The sequence below is a fragment of the Enterococcus sp. 12F9_DIV0723 genome, assembly GCF_002174375.1.
GTDB lineage: Bacteria > Bacillota > Bacilli > Lactobacillales > Enterococcaceae > Enterococcus_A > Enterococcus_A gilvus.
Map to the genome: position 1 here is coordinate 245,633 of NZ_NIBK01000002.1, position 16,311 is coordinate 261,943.

The following is a 16,311-nucleotide window of genomic DNA, read 5'->3' on the forward strand; positions in this document are numbered from 1 at the left end:
TGAACTTTGTTACCGCTTTCTTTCATAATAAGATTGAATTATTTTATGAAATAGGACTATTTTGTATTTAATTGAAAAAGCTTTATAATGCATTCGAGGGGTGATCCTGTGGGAAAGACACAGTTTGATATTGAAGAAGTTTTAGATTTGGATAAATGGGAAGTCGTCCAGGAAAGCATTGCATCAGCGACACATTTAGCGATTATTTTAGTTGATTATCGCGGAAAACCCATTACTAAGCATAGTCAGGTCCAGCCGTTTTGCCAGTTCGTTCGCCAGCATCCAGCGCTTTCATCGTACTGCGAAAAATGCGACTCGCGCGGCGGACTAGAGGCAGTTCGAACCGGTCAGCCATTTATTTATCGCTGTCATTTCGATATTGTTGATATGGCGATTCCAATCATGATCGACAACCGTTACGTGGGAGCGATTATGGCAGGAGAGATTTTGCTGGAAGAAGGCCAAGAAGACTTAGAACAAGTGTTGCAACTGGAAGATCAAGCATTTTTGAAAGCGTTTAAAAATGAACATCAAGCGTTAATTAGTCAGTACCCACGCTTTAGTAAAGAGGATTTGAAAAAATCGGCGGAAATGCTAGAAAAAATCAGTGAATACATCGTCACTGAAGCAATCAAAAAGGATTACTTGATCAAAGCGTACAAGCAAACCTTGCGTATTTCCAAGCGGAAAGAGCCGCTAAACGAGGAATTGTTAGACCTAGAATTCATTCAAAAAGATATCCAGCACTCAAAACTGGAAAATCGATTGCAAGAGGAGAACGGCATTTATTTAGCGAGAAACCAAATCTTGCAGCCTGCGATTGATCTTGTATTCGAAAATAAAGAACAGCATGTTGATCTCAACACTTTAGCTGCGATAACAAATATTTCGCCAAGCTATCTGAGTCGTTTATTGAAAGAGGAATTCGGGGAACCATTCAGTAAAATCTATGGGAAGCTCAAAGTACATTGGGCACAACAACTGCTCGAAACCACTGACTGGTCGATCACGGAAATCAGTGATGCCTTGGGTTTTGTGGAACCTAGTTATTTTGTCCGCACCTTCAAAAAAATTTCGGGAATGACCCCACTGACTTATCGAAAGGAGAAATTACGCAGGCAATAGCAATACAAAGGACCTCCGTTGGTAACCGCTATCCTGCTTCAGGAAAAGAACGTACTGGAAAATAATTTTTTCTAAAAGAAGCATAAATGCTTGTCCACTCTTCATAAAATAACGAACATACTGTTTTAACTTGTTTATCATCTGAATAAAAGCAAAACCCTATTGCGCAAGAGGTAACAATTACTCATAATAAGGGAAACGATGAAAAGCAGGTAGTAAAATGAAACGACTTCTTCTCTTTTTCAGCTTTCTTATGATGGCCTTGATGATTGGCGGCAAGGTCCATGCAGAGAACATTTATGTTGAAGACCACGCAAATGTCTTATCAGAACAGACCAAAGGAGAAATATACCAGTACAATCAAGCGTATAGGCAACTAGAAATTCAGCCGCAGTTGGCGGTAGTGACAGTAAAGAAACTGCCTGAAGGCGAAACGATTGAAAGTTATGCCAATCAGAAATTTCGAGAACTTGGTGTTGGGCATAAAGAACACGACTCGGGAATCATGTATATGATCGCGATAGAAGACCATCAGCAACGGATTGAAGTAGGCTACGGCTTAGAAGGCGATATTCCAGATGCATTGGCGGCCAATCTGATGACAGAAGAGTCTAAAGAAGATTTTCGAGCGGAAAACTATGATGCAGGGGTCCGACTTGTTGCATCGAATATTGATCAGGTCTTGAGAAAACAAAAAGCAATTGCCGACTTTCCAGACGCATCCAAATCGAGTTTTTCGCTGGAAAGTATTCGAACATTTATTGTAAATAATGCATTTAAGCTCTTGATTCTAGTGCTTGTGCTAAATAGTTTTTTTGGTAAAACCGTGCAAAAAATCTTTATCTATTGGAAAACCAAAAGAGACTATGGGAAAGAATTACGCAGTGTCTTATTAAGCAACAATTATCGGTATAAAAGTCCCTTCAACCAGCCTTTGATCAATAGTCAAGCACCGGAAGTAGTAGAAGCGAAAAAAGAGTTGCAACAACAATATCAATTTTACCTTAGACCACAAAAACCTAGTTTTTATGATTTTACCTTTGCCTTTGGCGAGTTGACTTTGGGTGATCTTATCCATAATGATCGAGAAACGATGGAAGAATATTCGATCTATTATCATCATCAGCGTTTGTGGGAAACTCGTTCATCTGACAGCAGCGGAGGTTTCTGGGGCGGTGGAAGTTCCGGCGGCAGCGGCGGCTCAGGTTCTTCAGGCGGGGGTTCGTTTGGCGGCGGCTCATCCGGTGGTGGCGGAGCCAGTTCTGGTTGGTAAAAGAAGACCGATCGCTTTAAAAAATAGATAAGGAATCCCTCCTTCTGAGCAGCATCAACTAGGCATCAGAAGGGGAGATTCCTTTTTTAAACTTTGAAAACTACCGCAGCAGCCAGGGATGATGATTCAAAATTTGGTCTAATTAAAAAGGAGGCGATAGAATATGACGTTCATTTCTACCGTCTACGTCTTTTCGGTCATTACCCTAAGACAAAGGCTTCGTCGGCAGCTAAGACATGGATTCGTTCGGGATTACTGACTTTACCAAAAAGATCGCTTGGATCGCCATTAAAGTCAATAACTTTTTTGCCATTTTCTTAATGACTGATCAAATAATTGGTTTCTTACACTAAGATATTAAAAAAGAGACCTTCTTCACTCAATGATCCGTCTCCAATGACACTAGAAAAATGTTATCGATTGTATAGATGATTTTCGTGAGATTAGGCGTTACAATCGTATTTTTATTGAGAAATATCTAGATCGATAAATAGAACAGATGTGATTTATACGTGTTCTTTTGAATTTTCTGACAATTATCGCTTCCTTCGTACCGTAAAAGAAAACAAGAAAATTAAGTGTTTTCTGGAGCGGTGGATCGTGTTACTATTGTGGCGCAAACTTAAGGGGGACTACGGTGAGAGTATCAGATTCAGTTGAGGTTGGGTTTACTTACGAATGTCATGCGGTCGGGATCAAGAACATTGTTGTTGGCGTGGTGGAACAGCTTTATGGAAATACAGTAATGATCAATGTGCTTCGTTGCCATCAAAGCGACCGAGCTGCTGTGATCGAACGTCAGAACAAACTATTAGTGAGGTATAAGAACATCTATACTTGCGGCGAAGCAGCAGAAGGTCAGGCTTGTTTCTAGAAAATCATGTGAATTATTTCTTTTTGATAAAAAAACATTTTTTAATAACTAGCGTTCTAATTGATGTTTCAGAATGATTATTATAGTCTTATTATAGATATTCTAATCTAAATGCAATCAAAAATTAAGGGAGAGCAAATTTATTATGAAAATGACTGCAACTATCAAGGTTCCAGAAGCAGCAAGGATCACTGATGCACACAGAGAATTGGTCGTGCGCGCGAGACAGACGTTATTGGACAAACAAAAAGCAACGCCCATCGCTTTACTAGGTACCCAACCGGTGGTAGGCATGTATTATTGGATTCTTTGCGAGGTAGAACTGCCAGATAATCGTGGAGAAACATTAACGGTCTATAAGATTTATCAAAGCCCAAGAAATGAAGTGGCTTTAATAGAAGCAAAGGCCTATGAGTACCCACCCTCAACGATAGACCAATACAAAATTTCAGCATAAAAACGACGAGCAATGGAGTGGCAAATGCCAACAGGAATCCATTGCTCTTTTTTTGATCGCGTAGAACAAGTTCAACAGCACAGACAGATAGAAAATGAACAGTCTTGAGTGCCCACATTGACAGGACGAAAGAATGCATAGTATAGTTACTGAGAAGAATTTAAGAGTTAAGCAAAGTTTATGTCATGAACGGGGTTGTATTTTTGAGCGTAACAATGTCTATTTAGATGAATTTAATAGCCGATAAGCAATTGTTTATTTGGCGTGTCTATAGATATTCTTACATTCTCAATCATCATTCATATGAACTTGCTTATATCGAGTGTCCGTTGAATACGACTATTGAGAGCTAGGAGAAATCCTAGCTTTTTGCGTGCCTTATTTGACGATTCTCACTTAGACATAGACAAAAAAACACACCATCGATCAACTCGTTGGTGAACATTGCGTGAAGGCTCATCCGATTTTATTTTATAGGAGGTTTTCACTTTGAAAAAGAATAAAAAGCGTCAATGGCGCATGAATGTTCAATTATTTTTAATGAGTCAATTTTTAACCGGTATCACGAGTATGACCGTCCAATATGCGATTATCTGGTACCTCACGGAACAAACGAAGTCTGCAACGATCCTAAGTTTTGCGACATTATTAGGTATGCTGCCTATGGTTGTATTGAGTCCTTTCGTGGGTCCCTATGTGGATCGCTTGAATAAAAAGGGGCTGTTGATCGTTCCAGATTTGATTGCGGCTTCATTCGCGATTCTTCTATCTGTGACGGGAATCGTGACCGGCACTTTTCCATTCTGGCTGATTTTTGTCTCTCTATTCATGCGAGCGGTGACTCAGACGTTTCAAACGCCGACGATTCTAGCCATTCTACCGACCATTGCTCCGAGAGAAGAATTGACAAAGGTGAATGGGCAATTAGGCATGGTCCAGTCCGCCAATCGAATCATTGCTCCAGGCATTGGCGCGTTTCTTTTTTCGCTGATGCCCTTGCATCTATTGTTACTTTTGGACGTTTTAGGTGCATTATTGGGGCTAGTGTTGTTAATTTTTGTAAAAATACCGAATACTTCGGAACATTCTGGGAATATGCTCGCATTAGAAGATACGAAACAAGGGATCAAAGATCTGCGAAGTAAAAACGGCTTATGGATCATTGTGCTGATTGGCGCGCTGTCGTGAATTTTTATTATGCCAGCCGCCAGCATGTATCCGTTAATGACGATGGGTTATTTCGATGGCACGGTCAGCAACGCAGGATTTGTGCAAATTATTTATTCTATTGGAATGTTGGTAGGGGGCTCAATTATCGGTGTGTTTGGAAACTGGAAGGATCGAATGAAGCCGCTCCTATTATCGTATCTAGTGATCGGTGCAACGTTAGCTGCTAGTGGACTTTTACCAGCAAATAGCGCAGGCTTGGTTTGGTTTATTGTCTTAAGTGCTTTTACAGGGGTCGCTGCGCCATTTTTTGATACCTTATTAATGGCGATGATCCAGCAGACCTTTCCAGTCGATCAGCTCGGACGAATCATGGGTGTCGTAATGGCATTATTGAGTTTACTAGCGACATTAGGTTTGATTTTCGCAGGCCCAATAGCAGATCGCATCGGGGTAGAAAAACTATTTGTCATTGCAGGACTCGGTATTATCCTGTGTGCCATTCTAAATTGGCTCATTGTTCCAGCAAAAAATTACGACAAACAGTTACAGGCAGAGAACAATCCAACGATTTCTGAATAAAAAAAGACTCTATAGAAAAAGTCGTAGCTTTAGGCAGCACCTAGGAATCGCTCGTGATCTTTTTTGTGACCATAACCTTAAAAATTAGTCAGGCAACACCCGCGACCGAATTGATCGGCTGCGGGTTTTTTGTCTGGATTCTTCAAGCGAATCCGTCCTCTTTTTGCGTAATTTACCCATAGAAGAACTTTGATAGTGCCGCAATTTCCATGCTATAATGAGGGCGAGAAAAGCCTTTCATAGAGCGGAGCGCGCTGTCTGAAAGGTGGGAAATCCATGCCAAATTATTTACCGACGAACGATCTGCTGTTTAAGAAAATCATGACCTCCGAAGATTCCCTGTATATCCTGAAGGCCTTTGTGAATGACCTGCTGGGGACCAATTTCAAGACCCTGCGTCCACGAGAAACGTACCACATCGACACCTACAAGCGTACGCTTCAAAAAGAAAACGGGGAAGAAATCTGCCGCACAGAAGTCGACATCCTCGCCACTGCCGAGGACGGCAGCCAAGCCACCATCGAGTGCCAAATACACGCCCACGACTATTTCCATGAGCGTGCGCTGTTTTATCTCGCTGAAGCCTACCGCTCGCCCTATGGAGACATCAAGAAACAGAGCGAGGGCAAGCCAAGCAGCTACGCCAGCCTGCGCCCTGTTTACGGCATCAATATTATGGGGTATGACCTGTTTAATGAAAAAGAGCACGCACTGCAATTGTTTCAGCTACTAAATGCCAAGACCCAGCAAGTATTCGTAAATCGTGCAGACAAAGAACTCCTTCTCCTGTGCTTTTTCAGCCTAAAAAATCACGTACGCGACCGAAACACCGCGCTGTATCATTGGCAATATTTTTTTACCACAGGCGACGCCGCAGAGGATGCCCCAGAGTACATAAAAGACGCCAAAGCCAAAATCGATTACCTATCACTAGAAAGCGAGGAAAAAGAAATGATCATGCGAGCAGAAAAAAATCGCGAAATACAAGCCCTTGAAATCAGTACAGCCGCGAGAGTGGCGAGGGAGGAAGGTGAGAGAAAAGGTGAAAGAAAAGGGAGAATGGAAGAAAAGAGTAAAGTAGCAATGGAAATGATAAAAGATGGTATCAATCCTCAAACAATATTAAAGTATACAGGCTTAACTCTTTCTGCAATTGAAAAATTAAAGGACGAAAAAACTGATAGTGTTTAGTGAAGTGGCAATGCTTGAGTGAAAGGAGTTCTATGAATAGAGAAAAAAATCGCGAAATAAAAGCCCTCGAAATCAGTACGGCCGCGAGAGTGGCGAGGGAGGAAGGAAGAATGGAAGAAAAGAAAGAAACAGCAGTAAGTTTACTTAAAATGGGTCTTTCTTTAGATAAGATATCAACGGTGACCGGCCTAAGTCTTTCTACAATTGAAAAACTGGCGGCTATGAATAACAAATAATCTTATTGAAAAAAATGAGACAGTTGCGGCTTGTCAAAAACAAGGCAACTGTCTCACTTTTTTTGTTAATAATCGTCTTCTGAAAAACCGGTGTTGCGATAGGCGCCTTCATCAGAAAAGTACTTGTTGTACCGCTGTTTGAATTTGCGGAAGGTGAAGACGACGAGCAGCTTGATCATAGAGTAGATCGGTATTCCGAAGATCACGCCGACGAGTCCCAGCAAATCTCCCATGACCAGCAAAACGACCAAGATCGTGATCGGATGGATCTTTAGGCGGTCGCCCATAACACGGGGGACGACTAAATCACCGTGGAGCAATTGGACCACGAACCAGGCGATCACGAATTTCACCACCATAAAGGACGAGTCCTGAAAGGCAATAAATAACCCGGGTAAGAAGGCTAAAAATGACCCGATGTAAGGGATGATGCTCAATATTCCCGCAGCGAAGGCGATGACGGTAGCGAACTGCAATCCTAATAATAGGAACACGACCCAATAAATCACACCTAGTAACAAAGAAGCGATTACTTGTCCTTTTAAGAACGCGCCTAACTGCTGATTGGCGATGTTGATCAAGGTGCTAGAATCTTTTCTAAAGCGCGGTGGGATCATTTCGATGACCGCATTGTACAGCTTGTGGGGACTCTGGATCAAAAAGAAGGCGATGATCGGTCCGGTAAACAAGGTGATCGCGGTACTGGAAACGGCTGAAAAGATCGTGCCTAAGCCTTTGGCGCCGTCTTGCCAGTTATTGACTAAATAATTCAGTCCTTCTTTGGTCAGCTTGTCCAAGGAATTCAATGCTTGATCCGAGGAGGCAGCAAAAGGTGTCGCATCTAAAATATTTCTGATGGCTTGTTGAAAATCATCCATATATTTAGGGAATTCTTTGATCAGATCCTGTGTCTGCTCTTGGATGACGGGCACCAGACGAGCGCCTCCGAAAAAGAGGAATCCCAAAATGACCACATACGTCAAGACGATGCCGATCGTACGGGACACACCCTTTTTGTTAAGAAAGTTTACGATCGGATTAAGCAGGTAATAAAGCAGTAACGCAAAAATCATCGGGGGCAAAACAGTGGTAATGATCACAAGGATCGGCCGGAAAATAAAGGATACTGTATTTAACAAATAAATGGCTAACGCACTTAGTATGACCAGCCCAATCATGTAATAGGAAGTTTTACCGCCAAAAAACTGAACGAGTTTTGAAGGTTTTTCTTTTTCCATAGTATGACGCTCCTTATAAGATAGAATAAAATGGAATCCCCGCCGCGCCTTCATGGAGTTGTCTGTGAAGAATGGAACGGAAATTCTGTATAGGATAAGTATACCGAATGTGCTTTCTGCTGTATACTTTTCCGAATTTTTGAAAAAAAGCGTCGAAGATGGGATAATTCAAATGGAAAGAATAAAATTTGAAAACTAGAAAGAGTGATTTTTTGACTGAAGCACGAACATGCCGCGAATCCCGCGTCATCCAAACCCACCGTATTTTCCCGTTTGACTTAAATCCATTTGGGTATCTATTCGGCGGGAAGTTGATGACCCTGATTGATGATGCGGCGTCCATAGCCATTTCTCGCCATTGCCGCATAGGCGCCGTGACCGCATCGCTGGACAACTTGAATTTCTTGAAACCTCTGCACGCCAATCATTCTGTCTGTGTGAAGTGCTATGTTTCCGGCAGCCACAATAAATCGATGGAAGTCTTTGTGAAGGTGATCGGTGAAGACCTCGCTACAGGAGAACGCTATTTGGCGGCGACCTGCTTTACCACCTTCGTCGCTGTTCCGTCTCATATGAATGAAGAAAAACAATTCACCGTTCCCCATGTCGTCCCCGAGACGGAAGAGGAAAAAATGGTCTGCGGTGGCTACGAGAAACGGCGAAACCATCGCTTGAAGGAACGCACCGAGTACCAAAATTTTGCCGCCCTGTTGTCCACGGATCTGCCATGGTCCGATGAAGGGACAGGCGATTAAGGCCAAATTACTGAAAGAAAGCCTGCATCCGGTTGGTTGCAGGCTCTTTGGTGTGCGTAATGGGATGTAGGAAGACCTTTCTTTACTTGTCCTCTGTGGGAATCTCTGTGAATTTTTCCATCGCCCACAGATTCATACCTGTCTCATTGGCATCAATTTGGCTAAGCAGGATCTTCCGCTCCTCGATCGTCGCAACAAAATCCGTGCCATCTTTTGGGTGATCCAACGATGAAAGATGCAGGATGTTTTTTCCATTCATAAAATAAGACCCGTAGCCCATCTTGTACAAGTTTTCTTTGCTTCCGGGATAGTCGTAGGCATCGATGGTTCCATCATCATTGAAGGTCAAAATAAAGGACCCATTGTACCATGAGAAAGACCGCAGCAAATGGGTCAAATCCGTCGCAGGGTCGATCCATTCTTTGTGTTCCTTGTAATAGTCGCCAGTCGTAAAGGGTGCCTGTGAAGTTTCTGTCGTGCTGGCGCTCTCCTTTTTCGCTGCCATCGTTTCCGAGGAAGTCTGGTGTGGTGTTGCTTGTGCACAGCCGGAAAACAGTAGACTTCCTGTCAGCAGCCATCCAAGTATAAATTTTCGCATCGTTTGTCCTTTCGTTTCTTTTAAAAAAAGTATAGCACGCACAAATAAAAGAAAAAAGCTATTAAATGGAATTTAGTGAAGGATAAAATAAAGTTTTCTCATATTTATAGGTAGTTCTTCTTGTTATTATTATACTAAGTTCAAATGAACTGAAATGCAGGTGACAGGCAAGATGTATCACGCGTTGAACAAAAAATTTATTCGATATATTTTAGAAATCATGCTGGCGGCAATCTTTATTAGCGGGCTCTTCTTTTTATTTTTCATGGGCTTCACGTATCATTTTCATCCGTCTAGCCACGAATGCTCGAGATTATTTTATCGATCCTTCGATATTGTTCCAGCGATAGTAATAGGTGCGCCGTTTCGTCGCAGGCATTATTTCAACGGCGCGATTCGCGAAGGATTGTCTTTGCTTGAGTTGGATATCGACGCGCTTGCGGAGGCGCAGAGGGAGAAGCCTATCTATTTTGTAAAATGGCGGAAGATCCATGTCAAACGAAAATACCAGAAGGCGGTCCTCCACGAGATCGAACGACGGATCAGTCAGCAGGACTGCCATAAAATCCTTTCAAAGCGTTATGAATAAAAAAAACTGAGTAAGCTTTTTTATGTGATGAAGGCTTACTTGGTGTTTTTTTATTTGATTCGGACGTTAGTATCAAAATCTCGCGCTATTCGTAAAAGCAGCGAGGAGGATTGGAGGTATGAACAGGAGATTCTTCTAATTAGATGAAATCTTAAATGTACTTTCAGTGACATAGAATCAAACAGATAACAGCAATCATCAGACGATTGTATCTTGCGAATCAGACCTGCAAAAATTTTTTTGGAGTTATCCATTGACAATGATTAGGTACCGAAGTATACTAAAATCAAATAAAGGTTAGGTACCTAAAATATAGGCACCGAAATAAAAAAGGAGAATGAGAACGATGAGTGAATACACAAAAGAATTATTGAAGCGGTTATCGTATGTCGGATCTGCGAGTCGTCGTTTGATGGATACAGGCAATTGTCAGAAAAGTGCACCGACCCAACAATTGGTTTTGGATATTTTAGCAGAAGAAGACGGCGTGACCTCTGGCGTCTTGGCGGAGATCTTGGATATGCGGCCAAGTTCAGTAACAGAAATTTTGAACAAATTGGAAAGTCGCGGCGAGATCAAGCGCCAGGAAGATGAGAATGACAAACGGATCAAACGGATCTATATCACGGAGGTTGGACGTAAAAAAGCGAGCCTCAACAAGCCGAAGGAGCGTTCGGAAGAATTTTTCGCCGGCTTGACTGAAGACGAGCAGCAAACGCTGGATCAATTATTGAATAAGGTCATTGATGGCTGGACAGAAGATTTCGGCGGACGGCCAGAATTTCCGAATGATCCCTTTGCAGCGATCGAAGCATTGAAGGCGATGAAGCTGCAATTCGATCCCCACATGGAAGAGTTTGGGCGGATGTCGCCAGCCGATCGCCGCAAATTAAAGCGCGCATGGAAAGAGCAAATGCGCCAGCAATTCGGCAGAGAAGGCTTTGGCCCAAGTTCCTTTGGTCCAGGCCGCGGTCCTATGGGTCCAAACGGCGGACCAGGAAAGAACCGTCCCCACGAACAGCCACACGATAGTGATTGGGAAAACTGGTAAGAAGGAGGTCGTTGTCAATGAGAATTGAAAAGGCTGAATTATTTAGCAAAGCACACACCGGTGCAGTCAAATTACGCAAGCAGGTGTTAGGCGGAAAGATCGATTGGGAGAAAGAGAAGCGTCTCCACGTCTTTGTCGCCATCGAGAACGAGGAAGTGATCGGAACAGCATCGATCCAATTGTATCCTTTTGGGATCGCCCGCGTCCGTCAGGTCGCCGTTTCTCCAGATCATCAAGGACACGGAATCGGGGATCAGCTGATGAGCCGTTTAGAGGATTTTGCCCTAGAGGAAGGCCATTTTCGCCTCTTTTTGACGGGTCGGAAAAGCGCACAGCTTTTTTACATGAAACGGGCATACCGCCCGATCCTCGTTCCCTTTACGAAACACGACCTCTCATTTATTTGGATGACCAAAGCGTTGTCCCCTGAAGAAGTCCCTGCATTTTCGCAGCAATAAAGATGTCCCTGTGCCCCCAGAAAAAGGAGGAATTTACTATGAAGGAGTTATTTGACCCAAAAAGAATGAAACAAACGGAAAAGAAGCATGCCATCAAGGATCTGGAAAAACTACGGATCGAATTCGAGGCGAAATCTCGGTTATTCGCGACCTCGCTAGGAATGATCAATTATCAGAAATACCACAACCTTTATGATCTTGGATAGTCAAAAAACGTTGAGAAATCCCTTCTCAACGTTTTTTTATATCCTTAATTAAGGAACTGCATAAGCAACAATAATCCCGTGACAATCATCACGAATACAAAAAAGACGATAACCATATTTTTGAGAAATTTGTTTTCTAAAGAGCGTGCCTTGAGAATTTCCAAGAGAGAAAAAAACCCGATCAAGAATAGAAGTCCCTTGGATACATAAGGGTAATACTGAAAAGGCAACGCGGCATAAGCGGCGACAAAGGGAAAGAGGCAAAATGCGCCGATCAGCGACAGAACGACAAAGGCAAGCAGCAGCATCGCCCGTGCCTTCTTGTTTTTGATCAAGAGGACCGCCGCCGTCCCGCCAAAGAGGCTGATTAGAACAGAAGATACACCAAATAAAAGAATCGGCAGAAGAATAAAAATCAGAACAAGTGGCAAGAGGACTAACACGACATGAAACATAGGATCACTCCTTTTTTAAATGCCAGTTTATTCTATTATCTGTGAAATAATCCAGAGAAACAATAGCAAGTTTTGGCTGAGGTAGTTAAAGCTGCCTTTGGGCAAGCACCAGATATGGAACGCGCAGATTTTTCTGCATGTAGACTTCATTTGCTGCATTTGCTAAGGTAATGTTGAGAAGAGGAGGAGAAAAGATGAAACAAAGTATTGTACACCTGGCGCTGGTGGTAGATGATTACGACGAGGCGATAGCGTTTTATACGCAAATGCTCGATTTTGAACTCATTGAAGATACGTATCAGCTTGAACAGGACAAACGCTGGGTCGTAGTGTCTCCTAAAGGATCACAGGGGACGACGATTTTATTGGCAAAAGCATCAAAACCCATCCAAGAAAAATTCGTTGGCGATCAAGCGGGGGGAAGGGTCTTTTTATTCCTCGGTACCGATGATTTTCAACGGGATTACCACAAAATGCTGGAAAAAGGGATCGTATTCGTCAGAGATCCGAAAGATGCGGCGTATGGCACGGTGGCGGTATTTGAGGATTTGTACGGGAATCTGTGGGACTTGATTCAATTTTCCGACGACCATCCAATGAAGCAACGGATGTTTTAAGAGTCATTCCCGACTGCCGCTGAGAAGCGGCAGTTTTTTACTCTTAAATAAGCACAAACGAAGAAGAAAAAAGCCGCACCTGTTTAAAAACGATAGGAACCTTTTTTTAAAAAAATATTTTGATTGTAATTAATAGAAAGTATCGCTTAAAAGGTATTAAAATAGTAAAATTTAAGTATAGGAGGGGTTTATATGAAAAAGAAACTTGGGTTAATTGTGTTTGGTATGATAATTAGTATGAGTTTGGCCGCCTGTAAAGGGGACGATTCGGCGTCTGCACCTGAGCCGGGGGCGACGGCAACGCCCTCGAAGGTGAAGAAAGAAAAGGAATCTTCCGCTTCCTCAGAGGTCAAACAATCCAGTGAATTACCGAAAACGGCAGATTCGACAAAATCAGCAACGAAGCAGGATGATTCCTTTTATTTTGATTTGATGATCGAGGCGGCGCAATCTCAGCTCCCTGCTTTACAAGAGCAAATGGGAGAGATGTATTCGGACATCACCATCACAGCGGGGGAGAACCACACCATCGTCTACACCTACACGTCTAGAGAACATCTAGGATATGACATGGATATGGAGGCGCTCAAACCGGTTCTGATAAAAGGAATGAAGCCCGTAATGGAATCTGTTAAGGGAATGTTTCCAGATGCCAAGATCCAAGTCATTTATTTAGCACCGGATCAAACAGAGATCGGGAATATCACCATTACGCAAGAAGACATTGACGCAGCTGTAGGAGACGAAGCAATTTAAATAGAAAATAGAAACGAGTAAGGCATCTATACGAAACAGTCATTTTTTTAGTGGCAGCTTCGGGATAGATGCTTTTTTTATTATTCGTAAATGACCAAGTAGGAGATACGTCTGAAAAATGCTATCATGAAGGAATAAAAGACGATAGTTGGTCGCCAGCCGTTTTTGGTTGGCGGCGTTCAGATAGGAGTTGCAGATTCATGGAAAAAGGAAACGAAGAAGGATCGCTTATTTTTTTGCCGCAGGCGGCAACTGGCAAACCGCAGCATTTAGGATCGGAGAAGGCGGGCTGTCCTTTTTGCGACTATGCGGAAGAGGAAAATATCCTGAGAGCGGAACAACAGATGTTTTGGATTCGCAATAAATTTCAAACGTTACAGGACACGGTCCAAACTCTGATCATCGAGAATCCGGATCACAATAAAGATATTTCCACCTATACAAAAGAAGAAAATCGCGCCTTGTTCCATTTTGCCTTCGAGTGCTGGGCTGAAACGACCCGTGATCCGCGATTTGAATCGGTGCTTTTTTACAAAAATCATGGTCCTTTTTCGGGTGGCAGCTTGAAGCATCCCCATATGCAGATCGTTGGATTAGATGTGCTTGACGGGGAGGGGCAGATCCATGACGAAAACTTTACAGGTATCGATGTATTTTCCGAAAAAAATATCGCCATCAATTTCTCTACAAAGCCGATCATGGGGTTCCTTGAGATCAACCTTTTAGTGAACGCGGAAGCACCGGAAGCCATTGATTTACTGGCAGATTATGTGCAGAAGACTGTCAGTTATGTACTGAATACCTATCATCACGGGCGGTGCGACAGTTATAATTTGTTTATTTTTGAAGAAAAAAATCAATACAGGATCAAATTAACGCCGCGTTTCATCGTTTCCCCGTATTTTGTCGGGTACCGCCTGTCACAGAATTTTTCGGAGGGGCATTTGCTGGCTTTGAGGGAAGAATTTCGCAGGAGTTTGCTGGATGCGTAAACGATTTCGGTAATTGTTAAAAATAGACTGCTTCATACAGGCAAAGCGAGGATCAAGAAAATTTTCTTGATCCTCGCTTTTTATGTCTATTATAACCACTTTTGCACGATTTTTTTGAACACGTCTTCGAGCTTTTTCAGATCAATTTTTGGCAAATCAGATCTTATCACTACAAAATCTTGTTCCGCCGAGAGCTGAGATTCCAAATAGCTGGTGGTACTTATCGCTAAATCAGCGTCCTGTATGTCGGATACATAGTCGATGGTGTACTGATTTGAAAAATTAAATATAACACTATTCATCAAATAATTATGGTGGAGCTGTGAAAGATCAGAGTAAAAATAAATGCTTATTTTCGGTAAAAAATCCTTGATAGGTATGACATACATACATAACAATAAACTGCTTATTTTAAACTGAGACGTATCGAAAAAACGACTGTTCATTTTGAATGACGTCCAAAATTCGTAAAATTTCTGCATGTAGAAGGGTTGATTGCACGCGATTTTATCTAAATCAATGTTGAGAGATTTTTTTATTAAGTTTTCATCGATGTAAAACAGATGCTGCATGAGGTATTGCTTAAATAACTTTTCTTTGACAAATTGCTTGTTCTGATGAGAAAGCGGCACAAAGGAATATTGAAAGAGGGTCAGCCACAGCTCTGCCTCTTTGACAAATAACGGCAATGCGTCATAATTTGAATGCAATTCCAAGCGAATGTTGTTGAAATCGTAACAATAAGCAGATAGTAAAAAAAAAATCCAATCTCTTTGTGTCCAATCCATCAAAAATGATGGCTTATTCGTTACGCTTAAGAGATGAATCATTTGAGTTTGCTGTTCTGTAAATAGGATGTGTTTATTTTTTGCCGCTGCAGTGCAATTCACGAATAGTAGCACGGCCAATATTTCCCTCTGTGTAGGGATCAAATCAAACTGTAAAGCTTCTTCGATGTCCTTTGTTCGCTCGTAACAGCTTGTTTTTTGTTCAGAAGATAATCGAGGAATCCCTGAAAGCCTGCGATGGATAGAAAATAGAAATAAAAAAGTAAAATTTCTGATGGCTACTTCGCTGCCATTGATTTTTAACACGCTGGAGAAAGAAATATGCAGCTTGTATTTGTGCAGATAATTGTTCAAATGCCGGACTTTTCTTTGCAGCGTGGATTCGCTGACGAAATTCTTTTTGCAAAAGACCGTCGTGATGATAAATCTTTCAAAGAGAATATCGGAATAAATATTGTAGGCTAAATCTTCTAAAAAGATATATTCAGTTATTTTTTGCAGATCATTATTTGTGGAGCACGTTAACTTGATTCCTTTATTTCTTACCATACTTAGTTCAACTTCGCCGTTTAAATAACAATGATTGGCTATTTCTCTTAACTCCTGACAGTTTTTCTTGACCATTTGGCTATTTGAGTAACCAAGCAGTTCAACAATTTTCTCACTTGATACATAGTCTTTTTGTTCATATAAGATACAAATAATTTCTTGCTTTAAACGCGTAGAGGAACTTAACCCAAACATATAGAGACACTCCCTGATAGCTTCTAATGGAACTCCGCATAGTGAGATACTAGCATACAAGAATTCCATTGTTAAATTAATATAGCAAATACTATAAGTCATATTTGATACTTTATTAGTTAGAAATAAGACTATAAATAGTTGTATGATAACCATTCT

Annotated in this window: 18 protein-coding genes and 1 pseudogene; 15 read left to right on the plus strand and 4 right to left on the minus strand. The window is 41.9% G+C overall.

Features of this window, described 5'->3' with window-relative positions:
- The first annotated feature begins 87 nt into the window (after nt 1–87).
- The 7 genes and pseudogenes from A5868_RS14340 to A5868_RS19385 all read left to right on the plus strand — a co-directional run bounded on the left by A5868_RS14340 (nt 88) and on the right by A5868_RS19385 (nt 6,905).
- Nucleotides 88–1,125 carry a PocR ligand-binding domain-containing protein gene (locus tag A5868_RS14340; protein WP_162787383.1) on the plus strand — a complete coding sequence of 346 codons (1,038 nt, stop codon included), beginning with the start codon at nt 88–90 and terminating at the stop codon, nt 1,123–1,125.
- Between the two features lie 220 nt (nt 1,126–1,345).
- The gene (locus tag A5868_RS14345; protein WP_086305330.1) at nt 1,346–2,398 is read left to right on the plus strand and encodes a TPM domain-containing protein; all 1,053 of its coding nucleotides are present in this window, start codon (nt 1,346–1,348) and stop codon (nt 2,396–2,398) included.
- Between the two features lie 637 nt (nt 2,399–3,035).
- Nucleotides 3,036–3,272 carry a hypothetical protein gene (locus A5868_RS14350; RefSeq protein WP_010778805.1) on the plus strand — a complete coding sequence of 79 codons (237 nt, stop codon included), beginning with the start codon at nt 3,036–3,038 and terminating at the stop codon, nt 3,270–3,272.
- A gap of 145 nt (nt 3,273–3,417) precedes the next feature.
- Complete coding sequence (locus tag A5868_RS14355; RefSeq protein ID WP_086305331.1) at nt 3,418–3,729, plus strand: hypothetical protein; 312 nt, start codon at nt 3,418–3,420, stop codon at nt 3,727–3,729.
- Between the two features lie 519 nt (nt 3,730–4,248).
- Nucleotides 4,249–5,478 (plus strand): annotated as a pseudogene (locus A5868_RS14360) (MFS transporter).
- 276 nt (nt 5,479–5,754) lie between these two features.
- Nucleotides 5,755–6,669: an Rpn family recombination-promoting nuclease/putative transposase gene (locus A5868_RS14365; RefSeq protein ID WP_086305332.1), complete on the plus strand. Its 915-nt coding sequence runs from the start codon at nt 5,755–5,757 to the stop codon at nt 6,667–6,669.
- A 110-nt stretch (nt 6,670–6,779) separates the two neighbouring features.
- Nucleotides 6,780–6,905 (plus strand): hypothetical protein, encoded by a 126-nt coding sequence (locus tag A5868_RS19385; protein ID WP_254908348.1) that lies wholly within the window; start codon nt 6,780–6,782, stop codon nt 6,903–6,905.
- Nucleotides 6,906–6,970: 65 nt separating this feature from the next.
- Here A5868_RS19385 and A5868_RS14375 read toward each other — a convergent pair whose 3' ends face one another.
- The gene (locus A5868_RS14375) at nt 6,971–8,143 is read right to left on the minus strand and encodes an AI-2E family transporter (RefSeq protein ID WP_086305334.1); all 1,173 of its coding nucleotides are present in this window, start codon (nt 8,141–8,143) and stop codon (nt 6,971–6,973) included.
- Nucleotides 8,144–8,355: 212 nt separating this feature from the next.
- Between A5868_RS14375 and A5868_RS14380 the strand changes: the two genes are divergently transcribed.
- Complete coding sequence (locus tag A5868_RS14380) at nt 8,356–8,898, plus strand: acyl-CoA thioesterase (RefSeq protein WP_086305335.1); 543 nt, start codon at nt 8,356–8,358, stop codon at nt 8,896–8,898.
- A gap of 82 nt (nt 8,899–8,980) precedes the next feature.
- On the opposite strand, the gene A5868_RS14385 is transcribed toward A5868_RS14380, so the two are convergent.
- Nucleotides 8,981–9,496, minus strand: coding sequence for a hypothetical protein (locus tag A5868_RS14385; RefSeq protein WP_086305336.1), 516 nt, complete (start codon nt 9,494–9,496; stop codon nt 8,981–8,983).
- Between the two features lie 172 nt (nt 9,497–9,668).
- On the opposite strand from A5868_RS14385, the gene A5868_RS14390 reads away from it, so the two are divergent.
- The 4 genes from A5868_RS14390 to A5868_RS19090 all read left to right on the plus strand — a co-directional run bounded on the left by A5868_RS14390 (nt 9,669) and on the right by A5868_RS19090 (nt 11,800).
- Nucleotides 9,669–10,085, plus strand: a complete 417-nt coding sequence (locus A5868_RS14390) for a hypothetical protein (protein WP_086305337.1) — start codon at nt 9,669–9,671, stop codon at nt 10,083–10,085.
- A 346-nt stretch (nt 10,086–10,431) separates the two neighbouring features.
- Complete coding sequence (locus A5868_RS14395; protein WP_086305338.1) at nt 10,432–11,136, plus strand: MarR family winged helix-turn-helix transcriptional regulator; 705 nt, start codon at nt 10,432–10,434, stop codon at nt 11,134–11,136.
- 17 nt (nt 11,137–11,153) lie between these two features.
- The gene (locus A5868_RS14400) at nt 11,154–11,594 is read left to right on the plus strand and encodes a GNAT family N-acetyltransferase (RefSeq protein WP_010778795.1); all 441 of its coding nucleotides are present in this window, start codon (nt 11,154–11,156) and stop codon (nt 11,592–11,594) included.
- 38 nt (nt 11,595–11,632) lie between these two features.
- A complete protein-coding gene (locus A5868_RS19090) occupies nt 11,633–11,800 on the plus strand; it encodes a hypothetical protein (protein ID WP_010778794.1) in 168 nt (55 codons plus the stop codon).
- Nucleotides 11,801–11,844: 44 nt separating this feature from the next.
- On the opposite strand, the gene A5868_RS14405 is transcribed toward A5868_RS19090, so the two are convergent.
- On the minus strand, nt 11,845–12,255 hold the full coding sequence (locus A5868_RS14405; protein ID WP_086305339.1) for a hypothetical protein: 411 nt from the start codon (nt 12,253–12,255) through the stop codon (nt 11,845–11,847).
- 194 nt (nt 12,256–12,449) lie between these two features.
- On the opposite strand from A5868_RS14405, the gene A5868_RS14410 reads away from it, so the two are divergent.
- From A5868_RS14410 to A5868_RS14420, 3 genes are all read left to right on the plus strand, one after another.
- Entirely contained in the window at nt 12,450–12,872 is a 423-nt protein-coding gene (locus tag A5868_RS14410; RefSeq protein ID WP_086305340.1) for a VOC family protein, read from the plus strand.
- Nucleotides 12,873–13,064: 192 nt separating this feature from the next.
- The gene (locus tag A5868_RS14415) at nt 13,065–13,628 is read left to right on the plus strand and encodes a hypothetical protein (protein ID WP_086305341.1); all 564 of its coding nucleotides are present in this window, start codon (nt 13,065–13,067) and stop codon (nt 13,626–13,628) included.
- A gap of 200 nt (nt 13,629–13,828) precedes the next feature.
- On the plus strand, nt 13,829–14,620 hold the full coding sequence (locus A5868_RS14420; protein ID WP_086305342.1) for a DUF4931 domain-containing protein: 792 nt from the start codon (nt 13,829–13,831) through the stop codon (nt 14,618–14,620).
- An 89-nt stretch (nt 14,621–14,709) separates the two neighbouring features.
- Here A5868_RS14420 and A5868_RS14425 read toward each other — a convergent pair whose 3' ends face one another.
- A complete protein-coding gene (locus A5868_RS14425) occupies nt 14,710–16,152 on the minus strand; it encodes a helix-turn-helix domain-containing protein (protein WP_176281350.1) in 1,443 nt (480 codons plus the stop codon).
- Nucleotides 16,153–16,311 lie beyond the last annotated feature (159 nt).